This window comes from Amycolatopsis sp. WAC 04197 (genome assembly GCF_003947475.1).
GTDB lineage: Bacteria > Actinomycetota > Actinomycetes > Mycobacteriales > Pseudonocardiaceae > Amycolatopsis > Amycolatopsis japonica.
The window spans coordinates 178,328-196,875 of sequence record NZ_QHJK01000015.1; the positions used below are offsets into that span (position 1 = coordinate 178,328).

General features: G+C 69.0%; 12 protein-coding genes. 4 read left to right on the plus strand and 8 right to left on the minus strand.

Features of this window, described 5'->3' with window-relative positions:
• Window positions 1–44: 44 nt before the first annotated feature.
• From DMC64_RS39495 to DMC64_RS39515, 5 genes are read right to left on the minus strand one after another with little or no spacing between them, the layout of a single operon-like run.
• Window positions 45–3,413 (minus strand): hypothetical protein, encoded by a 3,369-nt coding sequence (locus DMC64_RS39495; protein WP_125737681.1) that lies wholly within the window; start codon window positions 3,411–3,413, stop codon window positions 45–47.
• A gap of 53 nt (window positions 3,414–3,466) precedes the next feature.
• On the minus strand, window positions 3,467–6,544 hold the full coding sequence (locus tag DMC64_RS39500; RefSeq protein WP_233629986.1) for an ATP-binding protein: 3,078 nt from the start codon (window positions 6,542–6,544) through the stop codon (window positions 3,467–3,469).
• Window positions 6,544–7,170 carry a hypothetical protein gene (locus DMC64_RS39505; RefSeq protein ID WP_125737683.1) on the minus strand — a complete coding sequence of 209 codons (627 nt, stop codon included), beginning with the start codon at window positions 7,168–7,170 and terminating at the stop codon, window positions 6,544–6,546. The genes DMC64_RS39500 and DMC64_RS39505 overlap by 1 nt, the downstream gene beginning before the upstream one ends.
• 21 nt (window positions 7,171–7,191) lie before the next feature.
• Window positions 7,192–8,826, minus strand: coding sequence for a CATRA system-associated protein (locus DMC64_RS39510; RefSeq protein WP_125737684.1), 1,635 nt, complete (start codon window positions 8,824–8,826; stop codon window positions 7,192–7,194).
• Window positions 8,827–8,829: 3 nt separating this feature from the next.
• The gene (locus DMC64_RS39515; protein ID WP_233629987.1) at window positions 8,830–9,423 is read right to left on the minus strand and encodes a TIR domain-containing protein; all 594 of its coding nucleotides are present in this window, start codon (window positions 9,421–9,423) and stop codon (window positions 8,830–8,832) included.
• Between the two features lie 222 nt (window positions 9,424–9,645).
• Between DMC64_RS39515 and DMC64_RS39520 the strand changes: the two genes are divergently transcribed.
• Window positions 9,646–10,581 carry an SEFIR domain-containing protein gene (locus DMC64_RS39520; RefSeq protein ID WP_158634321.1) on the plus strand — a complete coding sequence of 312 codons (936 nt, stop codon included), beginning with the start codon at window positions 9,646–9,648 and terminating at the stop codon, window positions 10,579–10,581.
• Window positions 10,582–11,044: 463 nt separating this feature from the next.
• Here the strand turns inward: DMC64_RS39520 and shbA are convergent, their stop codons facing one another.
• Window positions 11,045–11,695, minus strand: coding sequence for an RNA polymerase sigma factor ShbA (gene shbA / locus DMC64_RS39525; RefSeq protein ID WP_125737686.1), 651 nt, complete (start codon window positions 11,693–11,695; stop codon window positions 11,045–11,047).
• Between the two features lie 4 nt (window positions 11,696–11,699).
• Window positions 11,700–12,134: a hypothetical protein gene (locus DMC64_RS39530; RefSeq protein ID WP_037344397.1), complete on the minus strand. Its 435-nt coding sequence runs from the start codon at window positions 12,132–12,134 to the stop codon at window positions 11,700–11,702.
• Between the two features lie 271 nt (window positions 12,135–12,405).
• On the opposite strand from DMC64_RS39530, the gene DMC64_RS39535 reads away from it, so the two are divergent.
• On the plus strand, window positions 12,406–14,826 hold the full coding sequence (locus tag DMC64_RS39535) for an ATP-binding protein (protein ID WP_125737687.1): 2,421 nt from the start codon (window positions 12,406–12,408) through the stop codon (window positions 14,824–14,826).
• Here DMC64_RS39535 and DMC64_RS39540 read toward each other — a convergent pair.
• The gene (locus DMC64_RS39540; RefSeq protein ID WP_233629988.1) at window positions 14,793–15,761 is read right to left on the minus strand and encodes a hypothetical protein; all 969 of its coding nucleotides are present in this window, start codon (window positions 15,759–15,761) and stop codon (window positions 14,793–14,795) included. The genes DMC64_RS39535 and DMC64_RS39540 overlap by 34 nt on opposite strands.
• A 262-nt stretch (window positions 15,762–16,023) precedes the next feature.
• Here DMC64_RS39540 and DMC64_RS42845 point away from each other — a divergent pair, with 262 nt between their 5' ends.
• Together DMC64_RS42845 and DMC64_RS39545 are read left to right on the plus strand one after the other, a co-directional pair.
• Window positions 16,024–16,182: a hypothetical protein gene (locus DMC64_RS42845; RefSeq protein WP_158634322.1), complete on the plus strand. Its 159-nt coding sequence runs from the start codon at window positions 16,024–16,026 to the stop codon at window positions 16,180–16,182.
• Window positions 16,183–16,364: 182 nt separating this feature from the next.
• On the plus strand, window positions 16,365–18,542 hold the full coding sequence (locus DMC64_RS39545) for a tetratricopeptide repeat protein (RefSeq protein WP_125737688.1): 2,178 nt from the start codon (window positions 16,365–16,367) through the stop codon (window positions 18,540–18,542).
• The last annotated feature ends 6 nt before the right edge of the window (window positions 18,543–18,548 follow it).

The window sequence follows — 18,548 nt, forward strand, 5'->3', positions numbered from 1 at the left end:
ACGAGGCGCTCCGGGTGGAGGAGCCACCCGGAGCGCCTTGACCGCTATCCGCGTCGTGCCAGGTCGTCGGCGTGCTCACGCAGGAGTGCGGCGACCCGCGGCCAGCCGACGTTGATCCGCCGGGCCCAGCCGCGATGACGCTGCGCGAGATCCCCCGCGTCACCCTCCTGGACGGTCAACCCGGTGGCGAAGCCTTCCCGGAGATACCCGCCGTCGGCGACATCGAGGACGTCCCGGACCGGCTCCGGCGGCCATCCGTCGTCGGGCAAGGGCGAACCGCTCGCCAGCAGGGTGCCGATCGCCCGGTCCCCGAACTCGGCCCGTCCCCGTTCGGCGAACTCCGTGCGGGCACGCGAAACCCAGGCCTTGAGCGCGGCACCGTCGAGACCGGAATCGGTCGTCCCCGGCATGGTGCGCGTCTCGAAGATCGTCAGCCACGCGCCGACCAGTTCCACGCTCGGGGCGCCGTCGTCCGCGGGCTGGATCCGGGTGCAGAGCTCGACGAACGCGCCGGGGTTCTCGGCGAGGATCCGCTGCAGGCTCCGCGGTTTCCGGTGGTGTTTGAGCGCCGCGTGGAACCGCAGCTCCAACCGGGCGACCGCGACGTCCGAACCACCGGCCTCGGCCAGCTGGTCCAGCAGCGGGCCGACGTTCGCGACGGCCTTGCGATCGGGGGCCTCGACACCGTCGGCGGACGCCTGGAGCAGCACTTCCTCGATCAGGGACGCGGGCAGGGCCGCCCCGTCGCGCACCCCCGCCGCGAGCGCCTTGACCGCGGCCCACGGCCGGCGCCGTGCGAGCTGCGTGACGAAGTACGACTCCTGTCCTTCGGGAAGCGGCCACGGACCGACGTGCGTCCAGTAGCCCTCGAGAACCGCTTCGTCGGCGGACTCGAAGAGCTCCAGCGCGTGGTCCACCGGGATGGCCAGGAGATAGTCGACCAGCCGGTCCTGCTCCTTGAGCTGGATCGCGACCTCCTGCCGCCATTCGCCGCCCTGGGAGCGGGCCATCTCGCCCGCCCAGCCCGCCGCCCAGTCCTCGCGCCCCAGCTCCGCGAGCGCGTCTTCCCGGAGGTCGTCCGCGGCGACGTGGGCCGCGACCACACCGACCAGCCTGGGCAGGGCGCTCTCGGCGGCGAGCGCGCTCAGCCCGGCGGCGCCGTGTTCGCGCAGGACACCGCCGACGGCGTCGCGGCGAAGGCGCCCGATCTCCGCTTCACGCGCCTCCGGTTCGAGGGATTCGCCGCCGTCCAGGTACGGGTTCCGGCCGAACAACAGGCCGTGCCGCCCGGGATTGACCGCGGGCTCGATCAGCTCGGCGCAGGATTCCAGCCATTGCAGCAATTCCTCCTGCAGCGTCCAGCCGGCGCCGGCGTGATGCCGGTGCTCGGCGGTCACCCCGGTGAGCAGGCCCCACAGGCGCAGACGTTCGTCCGCCGAGAGCCGTTCGGTGTCCAGCCGTGTGAAGGCCTCCACGACGCGGTCCCATTGCGCGGCGTTCAGCTCGGGCAGCCGTTCGAAGAATTCGCACCACCGATACGGCCGTTCCGCCAGTGCCGACAACGCCGAGGCGACCAGCTCGTCCTCGAACTCCGGTCCGTCGGCGGCGGCGACCGGCGCTGCCGGGACCGTCCATTCGAGACGGACCTGGGGCCGGCTCGGGCTCGCGAGCAGATGTCCGCGCGGACCGCGCAGCAGGGCGAGAGCCAGCCGCCAGCCCGCTTCCGGCGAGCGACGGCCGATCGCCTTGACCAGTTCCGTCCGCTGCCCGCCGGGCAGGTCGAGGTACGGGTACCACGGCTGCACGAGGGTGATCAGGGATTCGAGCGGCCGGTCGCCTGCCTCCCGCCCCGGCCGCGTCAGCTCGGCCAGCAGGGAGACCACCATCGGCAACGCGTCGTCGGACCAGCCGACCGTTTCCAGCGCCGCGATCAGCCCCTCGGAGGTGCCGCTCAGCGGCGACGGATCGCTGGTCAGCGCCTGGTCGACGGCACTGAGGAACTCGTGAGGAGCGGCTTCCGCGAGCAAGGGCAGCACATCGGCGAGCGAACGCCAGAGCACTCCGTCCCCGTCGTCGTTGGCCTGGCCGAGCACTTCGCGGACGAACCGCGTGGCGTGGTCGGCGCCCGAGACGCCGCCGGACAGCGCCGTATCCCCCTCGGCGGCCAGGAGCGCCGCGCTCCGCGCCAGCCCCTGCCGCATGTCCGCCGACCATTTCCGGCCCGGCTCCCGCTCGGTGAGCACCTTGACGGCTTCTTCGTGCCAGCGACGCAGATCCTGCGCGCTCAGCCTGCCGTGGAGAAGAGCCCAGGCGTCGTGCGGATCCGCCAGCCGTACGACGTCGCCCGAGCGGGCGAGCAGGGGGTCGTCGCCGGTCTCGGCCCTGGCGAAGAAGCGCGTGAGCTCGTCGATCTCCCGGCCGGCGATCGCGGCGATCTCCTCCAGATCGTGCCGTGCCCCGGCCGACCACCGGCCGATCAGCAGCAACGGCGCGGCGAGATCGCGCTCCAGCGGGTTCACCCATTTCGGAAGGTCACCGGCGACGGCGAGTTTGCGGCGCAGGGCACCGAAACTCCGCCGGGCGAGGTCGGCCCAGGCGGTCGCGTCGGCGGACGGGACACCGGCCGCCGCGAACGCCTCCGCCGCCTCGTCGCGCGGGATCCGGGGCAGTACCAGGACATCGCCACCGGCACGGTCCGGTGTGCTCCGCACCACGAGGACATGGCCGCCGATCGTCTCCTCCCCCACCTCGACGCCGTCCACCACGGCGACGAACGGCCCGTCCAGTTCGCGGCACTGACGCCAAGCCTCCGGGCTCGACACCCGGACCGCCCGGAGCCCCGGACGGTGGGCCGCCAACGCGGTCGCGACGAACGCCGCCGCCTCGGTCCGGCTGCCCGCGTACACGGGGAGGACCGACGGCTCGGCGTCCAGCCAGTCGCACAGCCGGTCCCTTTCGCGGGCGCGGCCGAGCAGCGGGAGGCTCTCGGGCAGGACGGGACGCGTTTCGTCCCGCCAGGATTCGAGCCACTCGGCCAGATCTTCGAGGCCAGGGACGACCCCGATGCCCAATTCCGGGGCGACCCTGGTCAGTTCGGTGATCAGGCCCGCGATGTCCTGCTCCGCCGTACGTCCGCCGAGGCGCCGGTGGGAGTCGGCGGTGATTTCCCCGGGCATGACGGCGTCGTCCACCAGGACCGCGACGATCTTCTTGCCGAGCCGCGAGGCCTCGGTGACCTCCTCCTGGACCGCTTCGTCGAGCCCCTCGGTGCCGATCGGCACCACCAGGACGGACGCGGCGTCGCCGGACCGGACGATCCGGTCCTTTCCGAACACGTGACCGAGACTCCGGTCGAGACCGCGGAGCCGGTCCTGGCCGTCACCGGCTCGGACGGTGATGAAGATTCCTGCCATGGTGCGAAATCCTTTCCAGCGAGCACAGTTGTCGATGCGTACGGGCTGTGGTTTCACTCGGCTTCGCCGCGGGCGCGGGCCAGCACCTCCTCGACGCTGAGCGGGCTGGCCGGATGGTGGGTGAGGCACAGCGGGGTGGTCACCCGCTGGAAGCCGAACGCCTCCCCCGACACGTAGAACTGGGCGCGTTCCAGCCGTGAGATGTCGTCGACAGGGCTGCCTTTCGCCCTGGCCAGTTCGTTCGCGGCGGCGATCTGCGCCGGGCTGTTGAGCCTGCCGAAGAACTGCGTCATCGCGTTGCCGACGACCTGGTTGTGCAAGCCCTTCGGCGCCTGAGTCGCGAACAGCAGTCCCAGGCCGTATTTCCGCGCCTGCGAGGCGAGCACGATGGTGCTGCGGGTGCTCGCCGTGAGCGTCCCCGACGCGGCGAGCATCTGTGCCTCGTCCATGACGAAGAGGGCGCCGAGCGGCCGGTCTCCTGCCGGATTCCGCTTGGCCCAGGCGAAGAGTTCCATCTGGAGCTGATTGACGAAGTTCTGCCGCTGCTTCTCCGAAGGCAGCCCGATGAAGCTGATCACCGATACCCGTGCCCGCTTGCCTTCCCCGGGAGCGAGCAGGAGCGCCGGGTCGACGGGCTCGCCGCCGCCCGCCAGGAGGGGGTCGTTGACCATGGAGGCCTTCAGCAGCTCGGCCAGCTCGGCCGCCAGCTTTCGCCCGTCGTTCAACGTGCTCACCCCGTCGGGCAGGTCTTCGAGCACCTCGATGAGCGCGGGCAGGCTCCGTGATCCGGTCCGGGCGTGGTGCACGACGGCCTGCCGCAGCACCGCGAGCCCGACGCTGGCCTTCCCCGTGCTGCCGGTCAGTTTCACCTGCGGTGCGAGTGCCGCCACGGCGACCTCGACGGCCGCGTTGAACTCGTCCTCGTCGTCGAGGACTCCGGCGAAATCGGGCAACGGCTGGAACGCGAGCGGCCTGCCGCCCGCCCGCCCCGGCGTCCACACGACGACGTCGGTCTCGGCCAGATAGCGCTCGGCGAGCCCGGCGTCGTCCGCTCCCCAGGCCTCGGGCGGCTCCGGCCAGGCGTCGCCGAGGCGGGCGAGGTCGTTGTTCGGGTCCAGCACGATCGCGGAAACGCCCTGCAGCGCGCACTCCTCCACGATCCGCCGCAGCAGCACCGTTTTCCCGGACCCCGAACCCGCGAACACCGCGGCGTGCTTGCGCAGGGCCGCCAGTTCGATCCGGACCGGTTTCCCGCTGCCCGACACGGTGCCGAGGGTGACCTCCCCTTCGGCCGCCGGGGACGTCTCGGTGGACGCCGCCCGGGGCAACGGTTCCGGCAGGACTTCCGACAGGAGTTCCGACCGGCCGGCGGGCCGCCGGTCGACGAGCCACTCGTGCAGCTCCCGGCTTCCCTCGGCGAACATCTTGTCCAGCGCCCAGAACGTGCGGACGTCCGCATCGGACATTCCCCGGGATTTACCGCCCTGCTTGAAGAATTCCTTCAGTTCCGCCTGGGTCTTCACCCCTGGCGACCACGCCGGGTTGCGCAGCAGCACCAGATGCCGGTTCTCCGCGCCTTTCCGGACCCCGGCCGCCGATCGCGCCTTGCGGAACCGGTGCAGCGCGGCGATGTGATGCGACGCCGCGATGGCCCGGAACGCCCAGTGTTCCTCCAGGTCCGACGCTTCATCCACCGTTCGGGTGAGCCAGGCATGCAGCTCGTTCCGGTCGCTCTTCGCGCCATGGACCCATTCCATGTTGTCGTTGCCGACCTCGGTGATCCATCCCCGGATCGCGGCCGACAGCAGCCGGGGCATCACCTTGTCCTCGACCTTCGGATCCAGCAAGGCCGACGGTTCGGCCTCCGAGCGGTACTCCTCGAACCGCTTGTCCAGTTCCGCGAACCGATCGGCGGCCATCGCCGGACGCGGTGGTCCGGCCGACCGCACACCGCCTTCGTCGAACGTGGTCAGCTCGATGACCCGGCCCGCCCGGACGCAGGCGTCGATATGCGCGCCGATCCGTTTCAGGACGTCTCGCGGCGACATCTCCTCCCATTCCCCGTCGAAGGCCGACGGCGACACCGGCCAGGTGGGATTGGGCGGCACGAACTTCATCGCCTCGTACGCGACTCCGAGGCGTTTCTCGACCAAGGCCCTGCCGACTTCCGCATCGGTGACCCGGCCGAGGATCAAGGCTTCGCGGAAGCGATCCGGGACGGTGTCGGTGGCCTTCTCCTTGAGCAGCTCCCAGGTGCCGGGGAGGCACGCGAGGACCGTCATGGTCCTTCTGGTCACTTCCCGCAGGCCCATCAGCCCGTCCGCGATCTGGGCGACGAGCAGGTCCTGTTCGTCGCTGTCCCGCACTTGCCGCTGGCCGACGGCGGACCGGGCCACCAAGGTGTCGAGCTGATCGACGGCGATCACGATCGGCCCGGTGAGCGCGAGCAGCCGCGTGATGTTCCTGACCTGGGTCTTCGCGGATTTGGGGTCCGACCGGATCCCCCATTTGCGGCGGTCCCCGGATTTCGACTCCGGGAACACACCGAGGTAGTCGTCCCCGACGTAGTTCTTGCTCGGGTCTTCGCTCGCGTAGAGCACCAGCGCCCGTGCCGTGTCGGCGCATTCCCTGGCGACGTCCCGATCGAGAGTGCGCAGGCCGTCGACGAACGTGTCGACGTCGGCCCTCGACAGACCACGCCCGTCCAGGATCTTCTTGGTGACGTTCGCGTCGATACTCGCGCGAAGGCAGACGCGCCGCAGGAAGCTGGTGAGCTGAGGAACGCCGGAGCCGTCGAGCCGCGAAAGACCTCTGCGCATCGCCTCGGCGGTGTTCTCCCAGAACGCGTCGCCCGCCGTGAGGTCGTTGAGGAAGAAGTAGCCGCGGGCGTCGTGGGCCTGTTTCCGGACGAGCCCGAGCAGGTGGGTCTTGCCCACGCCCTTCTTCCCTTGGAGGACCAGCCCGATCGGGCTCGGGCCGTCGCTGGCGACGGCCTCCTTGATCCCCGAGCTGACCTGCTTCAGCACGCCGGTGTGCAGGCCGTCGACGTGGTACGGCGAATCACGCCACACGTGATCGGGGGTGTCGGCCCAGTCGAACCGCAGGGCCGCGAGCGCGCTCAGCTCGTCCATCACGGCGCCTCGATCGAGATCAGATGGTTGTCCTCACCGCCGATGCGGATCGCCGCCTCGTGATCGGCGGCCGTGAGCGCCTTGCGATTCGATTCCGGCACTAGATGCGCCTGTCCCGACCGGCTGAGCTCCTTCAGTACCGCGTCGACGTCCACAGTGGACGCTTCACCGAGCATCGGCCGCAGCTCCACCAACGAGACCCAGTCACGCGGCGAACGGGACAGTTTGCGGTAGGCGATCCGGATCCGGGACTCGATCTCCTCCACCGTCAGGTCGACCTCGGGCATGAAGAGGTCGGCGAGCCGGAGCTTTTCGCGCCGGAGGTGTCTGCCGAGCCCGCCGAGCACGACGTACAGCGCGCTGCCCAGACTGCTCCGGGGCAGGGGTGCCTCTTCCTGGCTCAGTTCCTCCTCGCACCAGGCCCAGCCACGCTCGGTCAGCTCGTGGTAGAAGGGACGGCCGCGTTGTTCGCTGGCGACCAGATCGAGGCCGTTGAGCTGACGGCGTTCCTTGCCGTCGAGGGCGAAGCCGACGATCTCGCGCAGCTCCGGGTTCGACACCTCTCGGGCGACCACCATCAGCGCCAGCATCGCCGCGGTCTGCTTCTGTCCCAATCGATCCGTCATCCGTGATCCTTCCGTACGTGATTAGCGCTGATCGAGAAATCCGCTGAATCCCTGGCGTGTCACCCTGGCCTCCGAGGTGCGCACGGCCCATTCGATCGCCTCCCGCGTCTCCGGCGGGGCGAGCACGCGATGTCCCGGCGCCGCGTCGGTCGCGCGGACCCGCGTGGCCGACATGAGCTCCTCGGCGAGGTCCTGGACCCGTTCCCGGTCCCCCGCGCCGATCGCGATCTGCAGCTCGGCGACGATTTCGTCCACGAAGCCCCACATGAGCGGCCGGAGCCGGGCGTGCGCGGTCTGCCGGAGCACGCCGGCGACGTCGAGGTCACCCGGTTCGACGAGTGCCGTCGTCCCTCTGAGCTGGTCGACGAGGTTCTGAGCGATCTCCATCGGCCCGCGCGACGGGCCGAACTGGAGATGCCGCAGATTGCCGACGTACCCCGGCAGGCTGTTCGGCTCGGTTCCCTTGGTGAGCACCGGGACGACGCGGCGGTCCTGCCCGAGGGTCCGGTGCAGGAACAGTTCGACCTCGGCCGACTGCCAGCGGCTCACCTCGCGGTCGACGATCAGGCACAGATGTTTCGCGTCGTCCGCGGTCTTTTCGAGCAGCGACCGTTCCCCGGACAACGACAGCACCGGCCGGACACCGAGCTCCACCAGGTACTTCATGAGTTCTTCGGCGAGGTACATCGTCGGTCTGGTCGTGCTGACCCGGACGTCGTGGGAGAAGGTGCGTTTCTCCGCCCGGACCGCGGCGACATAGGCGTCGCGGTTCTCCGCGAGCAGGTCCGTCCGGTCGAAGTCGTGCGCGACGACCGCCGCGACCGTTTCCAGCGCGAAACTGATCTGGTCGGCGGTCGGGCTGATCTCCGTCATCACCGGGAGCTGTTCGCCGAAGGTCCAGAAGGAGACGTACGGCAACGTCAGATGTCGCGACATCACGTCCGGCGAGACGTCGCGGTCGAGCCAGCTGCGGAACAGGTCCTTGGTCTCTTCGAGACAGATGCGCCGCCACTCCTCCGAGCGCGCGTACTCTTCGCGGGCGTCGAATCTCGACAGCACCGGCAGCACGGTCAGCTGCGGCCGGTCGTAGGGCATGCGGTCACGCGCGGCGTTGGCGCGTTCGGCGATGTCGACCGCACCCCGCATGCTCTGCACGTTCGCCGTGAAGAGGACGACGAGCCGGTCCGGAAGATGGGCGGTGCAGATACCCCCGATGTCGGAGATGCCCGTGCGGCTGTCGATGAGGACGTAGTCGTAGGCGGCCGTCCACTGTTCACGGCATTGTTCGAGGTAGTCGCCGAAACCCTGTTCGTACAAGCCTTCCCAGTCGAGATCCTGCACTCGCCGGACGTAGGCGTCGTCACCGCGGCCGGCGGTGATGACGTCGAGCTTCACCTTCCCGGTCAGCCGGGTCGTATGCGCGCCCGGAGCCAGCCTGCCTTCACGGAAGTCGTCGATCAAGTCCACGACGCCGCCCGACGGGGGCGCGCTCATCATCGGCCGGAAGTAGGTGTCCAGACCGGGCGCTTCGAGGTCCCAGTCCAAACACAACACCCGATATCCCCAGCGTGCCAGGAGAACGGCGATATTGGCCATGGTGAAGCTCCGGCCGACACCGCCCTTGAAGGAGTAGAAGGTGACCACGGTTCCCGGCATGGATCAGAACCTCGGCAGCTTCGACGGTCGCGGCGGTTCGGGCGGTGGTGTTTCGATCGGCCACTCCGGAGACCACGGCGGTGCCTGCTCGATGATCTCCACCAGTTCCTTCACCATCCGCCCCAGTTCGTCCTCGAACTCGATGTACTCGGGGGTCTTCTGGTACTGCGGATGCGGTTTGTTCCAGTCCCGGAAACTGCGCATCCGGCGTTCGTGCGCCCAGGCGGGGTAGTAATCCGAGTCGCTGAAGATCACCGGATAGATCAACCGGCCCGCCTTCGTCACGCCTTCCCGTGCGACGATTTCCTCCCGCTTCGCCATCGTGTGCCATTCGGCGAGGCACCGCTCGTCGCGAAAGTACTTCGGGGAACAGACCGGAACCAGGATCCGGGCACGCTGCAACGCCTCTCGGACTTCCCGAGGCCAGTTCCCGCCGACCGCGACACTGTCTTCGAGAAATATCTTGACGTCATAGTCGACATTGTCGTCCAGAAGTCTCTGCAGCCGAGGGTGGAAGTGATTCCGCACCCAGTCCGGGGCGTCGCCTCCGCCTCGGCGATAGCTGATGAACACGTCGTACTCGTACACGAGCGCCATCGCTCCTTCGCCCCCGGATCCGTTTGACAGCACCGATCGTAGGGGTCGAAGACACTCTCAAAAAGGTCCAAAAACACGACAAAAACTGGACACGGCGTCGCATACGAAGCCGCCGAAGACAAAAAGATGACAAGCGGACGACAATGGATGCCCGCACGCGTTCGATCGTCGAGAATGCGACCATCCGGCAGGCAGTGCGCCCTTCACCCGACAGGAGTTTCGATGGCCGACAACGAGCCACCGCATGTGTTCGTCACTTACGCACATGATTCACCGGAGCACAAGGAACGGGTCCGCCGCTTCGCGGATTTCCTGCACGGCCGGATCGGTCTCGAAGTGCACCTTGATCAATGGGACGACGGCGAACGTCGCGACTGGTCGTTGTGGGCGTTGAAACACCTCGACACGGCGAATTTCGTGGTCGTCATCGCCTCGCCCGACTACAAACGCCGTGCCGAGGGAAACGCGGCGTTCGACGAAGGCCGCGGCTCCCAGTTCGAGGCGGCGCGGATCCGCGATCGCCTGACCAGGGATCTCGGCGGTGAGATCAAACGGATCCTGCCGGTCGTGTTCCCCCAGCAGTCCGTCGACGACATCCCGAACTTCCTCAACCCGCACTCCACCACGAGATATCCGGTCGACGTGTTCACCGAGGAGGGTGTGGAGGATCTTCTGGCCGCGATCACCGGCAGGGCCCGGCATCAGCGCCCCGAACGCGGCCAGTGGCGTGGCGGCGCGGTGAACGCGGCGGGTCCCGGCAAGACCTCGGTCGCGACCGGCCTGGAATGGCGGGCGTGCAGCGACGGCATCCGCACCGAAGGCGCGCGGATCAACGACGTGCACTACGCGGACAGCATCGTCTTGCGGGCGGCGGAGCGGCTCGCCTATGTCGAAGTGGACCTCGGGATGGCCTACCGGAGATTCACCGCGATGGCCGGCGTCCTCGACGACGCGGCCGAACCCTTCCAGGTCGGACACTTCCGCGTCCTCCTCGACGGACGGCCGTCACCGGACGTCAAGGTGGCGCTGGGAAAACCGGCGAAGATCGAAGTCGGCGTCACCGGTGTGCTGAGGCTCCGGCTGGAGTTCCACCGTCCGGGGACGACGGAGAGCAGGTGGCTGCCGGAACTGGCGTGGGGCGATCCCGTGCTGGAGTAGGCCTGGTGTCGCTCCCGGTCGCCACGTTCGCCCAACCTCCAGCCACAGTGGCTGCGCACCAGTACATGATGGCCCCCTTCCTTGCGCCTAGAGCAAGGAAGGGGGCCATCATGTACTGGAGGAAGTGCGTCAGACTTGCCCAGGGGGAGCCGACGAAGAGTCAATTGTCCATAAGGGACAGCAGTTCTCGTTGTGGCGTGGTCGGTGCAGGTGGTCGTGAGTGGCGTTTCGGGTTCTAACCCGAAACGCCACTCACGACCCGCGCTTGACCAGGGCCGAAGGCTCCCTTCGCCACATTAGACGCAGTGAAGGGAGCCTTCACGCGCATCCGCTGTGACTGCTGGGGCTGGTGGTGCTGCAGAGCCGCGGGTGACGATCGCGTAGTCCGTGAAGGCCTCCTTCCCTACCTTCAGAGTAGGGAAGGAGGCCTTCACGGACTTGCGGGCCACGTCACCCTCGCCCCTCAAGAGAAGTCCTCCTCCTCCACCAGTTCCCGCAGCTTCACCAGCCCCCGGTGCTGTTTCACCCGGACGTTCCCCGGCGACAGCCCGAGCGCGGCCGCGGTCTCGGTGGCGGTCAGCCCGACGACGATCCGCAGGGTGAGCACCTCCCGCTGCAGCTTCGGGAGCCGCGCGACGAGCCTGCCCAGCCGAGCGCCGAGGTCGACGTCGAGCATGTGACTTTCCGGCTCGTTGCGAACCGGCCCGGCCTCCGGCAGTTCGGGTACGGGATCGGACCGGTCGCGGGACACCGCGCGGAAGGCGTCGGCGACCTTGTTGGCCGCGATCGCCCGTACAAGATAGAGGAACGAGCCGCCGCGATCCTCGTACACCGGCAGCATTTTGAAGACCGCGAGGCACACCTCTTGCGCGACGTCGTCGGCCGACAGGTAGGAGAGGTCGCGTCCGCCCATCCGCGCGCGGCAATAGCGCACCAGCATCGGTTTGACGACGGCGAGCAGCCTGTCGACGGCGTCCTCGTCACCGGCCTTCGCCGCCATGACGAGCGGATCGAGCATCTCTTTGGTCAGCCGGCCCGACGGGCGCGGGAGGGTGTCCAAGGTGCGGTAACCCCGGACTTCGCCGTCGATCGGGCGGGTGTCGATGGTCGGCATCGGCTCAGCCCATCACTTTCGCGGTGGAATCGAGCCGCCGCACCTGTGCGAGGAAGGCGTTCATCCGCCACCGCAGGCTGTATGCCTTCGCCGTATCGCCGAAGACCTTCTTCTTGTGCAGGATCGCGGCCAGTTCCCCGACGGTGCGTCCGTCCGCCTCGGAGATTTTGAGGGAGATCCCTTGCCGGATTCCGTCGGATTCCGGGGACCGGGCGATCATCGGGTTGCCGTCGTCCGCGACGGACCAGCCCTTCCTCGCGATCTTCTTCTTGAAGACCTGGCGCAACTGCTGCCCGGTCAGCGTGGTTTCCACCCGCCGCGGGCGGAAACCGTGTCTCTTGAAGGCGATGTAGCCCAGGTACACGACGGCGATCACGACGAGGATCAGCACACCGGACGTGCCGTTTCCCTCGCTCGTGGTGTCAAGGGCGATTCCCATGTTCTCTCCCGGGCGTTCGCGGTCCGAATGCCCGATAATCGAGGAAATCGCGGACGGTGTTGCGCACCGGAGTTTGTTGTCCTGATTTTGTCCGTTGCCGTTCGCCGGAAAGCGGCCAGATCAAGGACACCTTTCGCCAGGGCGCGATCATCGGTAGCGAAACCGGCCCCTGGATCGATCCCTGCGCTGTCGAATCGCCACGATCACGGGGAGAGCGCGGATGACGGATCGTTTCGATGTCTTGTTGTGTTTCACTGCGGAGGCGGCCCCGGTGGACGAACCGGAAGCGGCACTTCGCGACGCGGGGCTCCGTGTTCTCCGGGACACCGCTGTCGACGAGTGCGCCGACGCGCTCGCGAACTCCCGTGTCGTGCTGGTCCTCTGCTCCCGTGCCGACCGGGCCCTGGTTGTCGATCCCGGGGCGGACGGCGAACAGGCCGTCGATCCGCGGGACCTGCCCGCCTTCGCCTGGCTCGTCCGGCGCAAGGTGGCCGACGCCCGCCGCGGACGCCCGGCCCGGATGGTCGGGCGGTATCGCGAACTCCTGGCGCTCCATCGTGGCCTGCACGCGCACCCGGTCCTGATGGTGCGAGGCCTGCCGGGCGTCGGCAAGACCGTGTTGACCGAGCAGTACGCCCGCCTCTTCCAGGACACCTTCGACGGCGGTGTCCTGCGGCTGGGCCCGTTCGGACAGCACGCGCCGGAAGAGGTCCTGTCCCAGTTCCACCTCGCGCTGGCCCGCGCGGCCGGCGGCCGGCTGGGCGCCGATCTGTCCGGCATCGGCTTCGACCGGCTGCGCGACCACGTCGCCGAACGGATCGGCGCCGACGGGCGTCGCGTTCTCGTCCTCATCGACGACGTGCCGCCAGGGCTCCCTCCGGACGTCCTCGAACGGCTGCTCCTCCCTGGCTCCACGGTGTCCACAGTGCTCGTGAGCCGGTTGGGGAATTCTCCGTGGGACGTCGCCACGCTGGACCTCACCGGGCTGACACCGGCCGAAGGGCTCAGGCTGTTCAGCGACTGCCGCGTACCGGTCGACGACATCGAGCGGGAAGCGGTGCTCCGTCTCGTCGAACACTGTGGCGGGCATCCGATCACGCTGCGCGCCAACGCTTTGGCCGGGCGACGCCGGGGCGAACCGCTCGCGTCCTGTCCGGACACGGCACCGCCGGCGATCCGTGGTCTGCTCGCCGGTTGCGGTCCGGTCGCCGCCGGGATCATCCGCCTTGGCGCGATGCTGGCACCGGCCCCCTTTCCGCTCGGCATCGCCCGTGACGTGCTCGGAGACGATTCCGTGGAAGCCGTCGGCGATCTGGAAGAACAAGGTCTCGCCTCGCTTGTGGACGGCGGGTTGCGGCTGCAACCCCTCGTCGCCGAGGTGGCCAGGGCGGGGCTCGATCCCGGCGACCTGCCCACGTCCGCGGCGAAGTCCTTGCTACGCCTGCTTTCCGACGAACGCGCCGAGTACCGGGACTTCCTCCTCCAGCATGCCCGCGCCCTGGCCGAGCGCACGTCCGCGGCGCTCCGGATCCGGCTGCTGCGCCCGGTCGCGGCCGCTCACGAACGGCACCGGGATTTCTTCGCCGCCGGTGAGGTCCATGCCGTGATCCTGTCCACCGAAGGCGCCACGAGCACGGACTTCGTGACGGCCGCACGGGTGGAGATCGCCTGCGGCCTGTACCCGGAGGCGGTCCGGCACGCCCGGCACGCGCTGCTGTCCGCGGCCGACGACGACGAGCGATGCGCGGCCAACTTGGTCGCCGCACAGGCATTCGACTGTCAGGGCGACTACCGCGCCGGTGAACGGACTTTCTGGAACGAGCTTCCCTGGCGGGGTGAAACCCGGCCATCCGCGGTCGTGGCGAGCGCACAGGCCCTGCGTCTCCGAGGCCGGGCCAGGGAGGCCATCGCCTCGCTCGACACGGTCCTGCCGGAGCTTCACGACTCGCCATCCGGCGACCTCCTGCCGTCGGCCCTGCTGGAATACGCCCGCGCCCTGCTGCTCGACGACCGGCCGCGGCGGGCACGCGAAGCCGCGGCGGAGGTGATCGCGGCGTTCCACGCCACCGGAAGGGTGCGGCATTTCCGGTGCGCCGAAGCCGAATTGCTGTGGGCGGAGGCGACGGTCACGCTCGATCTCCAAGACCTTCACCCGGACCGGTCCGTCGCCGCCCTGCGCGAACTCGAAAGCCGGTATGGACGGCGTCACGGCGCGGAGAGCCCGGCCGCCTTGACCGCCGCGGCCCTGGCCGGCCGCGCGCTCCTGCTGCTAGGGCGGCCGGAGCCTGCCCTGCAGACGTTGAGCGCGACCGAGCGGACCGTCCTCCGCGTCTTCGGTGGCGAGAACCGCTTGCGGTACCGGATCAGGCACGGCATGGCCCTGGCGCACGGACAGTCGCGTGACTTCGGCCGCCAAGCCGAACTCCTCGAGGAGATCCTCCAGCCACAGATCCGCTTGCTGGGCGTGACCCATCCGGAAACCCTCGAAAGCAGGCTCGACCTCGGCCTCGCGCTGGCCTTCAGCGGACGCGACCAGTACCGGCGGGCCACCGAACTGGTCGACGGCGCCGCGCACGACATCGTCGCGACGCTCGGCCCCGCGACGGAGTTGTCCGAGAAGGCGATCGCGGCGAAACGGGTGCTGCGGGGCACGGCGAGTCAGTTCTCCGACGGCCGCCAGCGCACTCCGTAGGCGAAACCCGGTGTCAGATGCCGGAACTGGACGTGGACCTCGCCCGACGCGTCCGGCGTCAGGAAGCCCCCGCGTGCCGCCTCGTCACTCGCGTCGTCCTGGAAGACCCGTTCCAGCAGGACGACTTCCACCGGGATCGGCAGGGCGAACCGGACGTGCAGATCGAACAGATCCACCGGATGCCTTGGGACGCAGACGAAATGCGGATGCCTGAACTCCGCCCGGAACCGCAAGGCGATCTCGTGTTTGCTCAGCCGTTTGAGCGGGCTGGGCAACCGCAACGCCAGTCCGACGCGATCGGTGGACTCCATCACCCGTCCGGTCAGCCGTCCACCGTGGAACACGTCCACGCGGAGATCCTCGCTGCCGATGGCCTCGCCCCGGTAGACCGAGTCGGTCAGGGTGAGGGCCAGGTCCAGTTCGGCGATGTCGTCGGCGTCGGCGACGATCCGGCGGGATTCGAGGACCTCCGGCACCGGCTGGTCGAGTGCCACCGCCACGCGCAGTTCCTCCGTGTGCCACCGCCGGCTGGGCTGAGTCGCTTCGGCTTCGTCGGATTCGCTTGTGGACGCGGCGGCGACCTCGGCGAGCTGCTCGATGCCGTCGTCGATCCGGCGACGGGCGGTCCGGTCGTCGCGCTGCAGATGCTTGGCCAGCCAGCGCACCCGATCCTGATAGAAGGGATGCACCGCGTCCGGATGCAGCCCGAGCGCGGCCAGCACGGCGGTGCACAGGTCCTCGGGCAGCGAACGCGCCCAGCCGGACAGGCATTCACCGAGCGTCCGCCGGATCGCCGCGTTCCCCTCGTCTTCGGCCATGCCGCAAACCGCGCGTAACGCGGGTCCCGCCCGTTCGGCCAGCTGAGGGGCCGCGATTCCCCGGCCTCTCCGAAGCAGCTTCAATTCGCCGGCCAGATCCGCAGCGCTGACGGTCACCAGTCCTCCCCTAGTGGTTCAAGCACGGTCGTCAATAGTCACCAGCCCGGCGGCCCGTGTCCAGCCGGTGGCGGCGGTGTATCGCCGATCGTTATTTTGGGTTTTCCTTTCCCGCTCATACGGGAAACAGGAAACTCCTTGTCGCTCCCGGACCGGCGACGCATTCTTGGTGAGCCGCCCCAATTCGCGGCGATAACACCTCAACCAGCGGTTTTCCCGCGTTGTCGAGTGTTGCCCTCATGCGCTCACCGAAGGAGTCGGAATGACCGTCAAGTGCTCGCTTTCGCTGCTCTTACGGATCGCTTTCTGGCTGTGGGTGGTCGCGCTCCTCATCGGGGTGGCGCTCGGCAACGCGATGGGGACCGCGCCCGCGAACCCGGTCTCTCCCGTGGTCGCCACACACGGAAAGGAGGTGGACTGACCATGCAGACCCACGCCATCGGCCTGATCCTGGCCCTGCTCGGCATCGTGTTCGGCTGAGGACACGGCATGGAACACACCCGCGTCCGGCGGCCGGATCCGCGGATCCGGCCGCCGGACGGAAGCCACTGCCGGAACATCGTCCGCACGGCCATACTGATCCTCCGACGAGGATGGGGGCCGATGAACGAGAGAGCAACGTTCGGAGCGGAGTTGCGTCGCCGTCGTAAAGCGGCGGGCCTTTCGCTCACCGAACTCGCCGCACGCACTCACTACAGCAAGGGTTACCTCAGTAAAGTCGAGACCGGGATTTCCGCGCCGAATCCCGCACTCGCGGAGTTGTGCGAAACGGAACTCGGCGCGGAAGGAGAGTTGAAACCGCTCCTTCCCGGCGAACCCGTGCGGCGCCGGACACGGCCGGACGTCAGACCGTCCGGTCTGCCACCGGCGACCTCCTCCTTCACCGGACGGGCGGCCGAACTGCGCGCGATCCGCGCGGCGCTCGAAGCCGACGGGGGTGTCTGCGTGGTGTCCGGCATGGGCGGTGTCGGCAAGACTGAACTCGCGGTGCGCTGCGCGCACCGGCTGGAGTCCGGGTTCGCCGACGGCTGCCTGTTCGTCGACCTGCGCGACGAAGCCGGCGAACCCGCCGCGGTGCACGACAGGCTGCTTCGCATACTCGGTGTCCCCGCGGACGGCATCCCGGCCGAGCCCGCCGATCGCGCGGCGCTGTACCGATCCCGGCTTCGCGGCCGCAGTCTGCTTCTCGTACTCGACAACGCGGTCAGCGCGGCGCAGGTGCGTCCGTTGCTTCCCGCCGAACCGAAATGCCGCGTGCTGATCACATCGAGGTCAAGGCTGAGCGCGCTCGACGACGCCGCGCACGTCTCCTTGGACATGCTCCCGCTCGACGCGGCGGTCGGTCTCTTCACCGCGATCACCGGCGTTCCCGCCGGACCCGCCGTCACCCGGGTGGTCCGGCGCTGCGCCCGGCTCCCCCTCGCGATCCGGATCGCCGCGGCGCGGCTCCGCGCGCATGCCGCGTGGGACGTCGCGGAACTCGACCGGCGGCTGGCGGACGAATCGGCCCGCCTCGGTGAACTGGACGACGGCGAACGTTCGCTCGCCGCCGCGTTCCGGCTGTCCGTTCAGCAGTTGAGCACCGCCGAGGCGAGACTGTTCGGGCTGCTCACCGTCCATCCCGGAACCGACGTCGACGTCCATACCGCGAGCGCGTTGAGCGCGCTTCCGTTCCGGGAGGCCGATCGGCTGCTGGACCGTTTGCACGAAGCCCATCTGCTCACCCAACCGGACTCCGACCGATACGGATTCCATGACCTGTTGCGCGCGTTCGCCACCGAATTCGTGCTCACCGACGCGGAGGACGGCATGAAAGCCTTCAGCAGGCTCACCGATTTCGCGGTGCGGACCGCCGCGCTGGCCGACCGGGAGATCACCCCGCACCGCTACTTCCCGGAGATCGTCTTCGACCCCGGCGTCCCGGAACCGACCAGACTGGACGACAGCGAGATGGCGATGTCCTGGTTCCGCGCCGAATGGCCCGGCCTGGTGGCGCTCTGCCGGACGGCGGGCGAACGCGGCGAACACGAGCGATGCTGGCAACTCGCCTTCTTCCTGCGCGACTTCTTCTTCGTGGCCAAACTCTGGGACCCGTGGCTGGAGACCCACCGATGGGCGCGCTCGTCCGCCGAAGCGCTCGGGGACACGTGGGCACTGGCCACCACCACCGCCAACCTCGGGGTCGCGCACGTCGATCGCGGCGACCTGGACGAAGCTTCGGCGTACTACGGCGAAGCGCTCGCGCTGTTCCGGCGGATCGGTGACGGGCACGGCGAGACCACCACCCTCGCGCACAACGGCTGGGCCGAGCACTACCGGGGCAACCACGACGACGCCTTGCGGGATCTCCGGCAGGCGCACGCGTTCTACGTCCGTGACGGCAATCGCCGCAACGCCGCGATCACCGATCGCGGCATCGCGCTGGTGCTGACCGCGCTGGGGCGGTCCGAGGACGCCGCCGCGATCGCCGGCCGGACGCTGACCGTCTTCGACGAACTGGGGCTGGACCTCGACGCCACCATGGCGCTCAATTGCCTGGGCTGGGCCTGGTACCACGCGGGACGCCACGATCTGGCCGCCTCGGCCTACCGCGCCGCCGCAGACCGGGCGGAGGCCTGCGGAAGCCGGTACGAGACCGCCCGCGCCTACACCGGGCTCGGCAATGTCGCGGCCGCCGAAGGCTCCGCCGAACTGGCGGCCGGACTGTGGGATCGGGCCGACGAAATCCACCCTGACCTCGATCGGGTGACGGTCGGCGAGGCTCGGGCGCGGACGGCGTGACCGCTC

What these genes read in the sequence shown, in the direction of transcription:
- DMC64_RS39495 (WP_125737681.1), bottom strand. Translation starts at nt 3,413, where the DNA reads ATGGCAGGAATCTTCATCACCGTCCGAGCCGGTGACGGCCAGGACCGG.
- DMC64_RS39500 (WP_233629986.1), bottom strand. Translation starts at nt 6,544, where the DNA reads ATGGACGAGCTGAGCGCGCTCGCGGCCCTGCGGTTCGACTGGGCCGAC.
- DMC64_RS39505 (WP_125737683.1), bottom strand. Translation starts at nt 7,170, where the DNA reads ATGACGGATCGATTGGGACAGAAGCAGACCGCGGCGATGCTGGCGCTG.
- DMC64_RS39510 (WP_125737684.1), bottom strand. Translation starts at nt 8,826, where the DNA reads ATGCCGGGAACCGTGGTCACCTTCTACTCCTTCAAGGGCGGTGTCGGC.
- DMC64_RS39515 (WP_233629987.1), bottom strand. Translation starts at nt 9,423, where the DNA reads ATGGCGCTCGTGTACGAGTACGACGTGTTCATCAGCTATCGCCGAGGC.
- DMC64_RS39520 (WP_158634321.1), top strand. Translation starts at nt 9,646, where the DNA reads ATGGCCGACAACGAGCCACCGCATGTGTTCGTCACTTACGCACATGAT.
- shbA (WP_125737686.1), bottom strand. Translation starts at nt 11,695, where the DNA reads ATGCCGACCATCGACACCCGCCCGATCGACGGCGAAGTCCGGGGTTAC.
- DMC64_RS39530 (WP_037344397.1), bottom strand. Translation starts at nt 12,134, where the DNA reads ATGGGAATCGCCCTTGACACCACGAGCGAGGGAAACGGCACGTCCGGT.
- DMC64_RS42845 (WP_158634322.1), top strand. Translation starts at nt 16,024, where the DNA reads ATGACCGTCAAGTGCTCGCTTTCGCTGCTCTTACGGATCGCTTTCTGG.
- DMC64_RS39545 (WP_125737688.1), top strand. Translation starts at nt 16,365, where the DNA reads ATGAACGAGAGAGCAACGTTCGGAGCGGAGTTGCGTCGCCGTCGTAAA.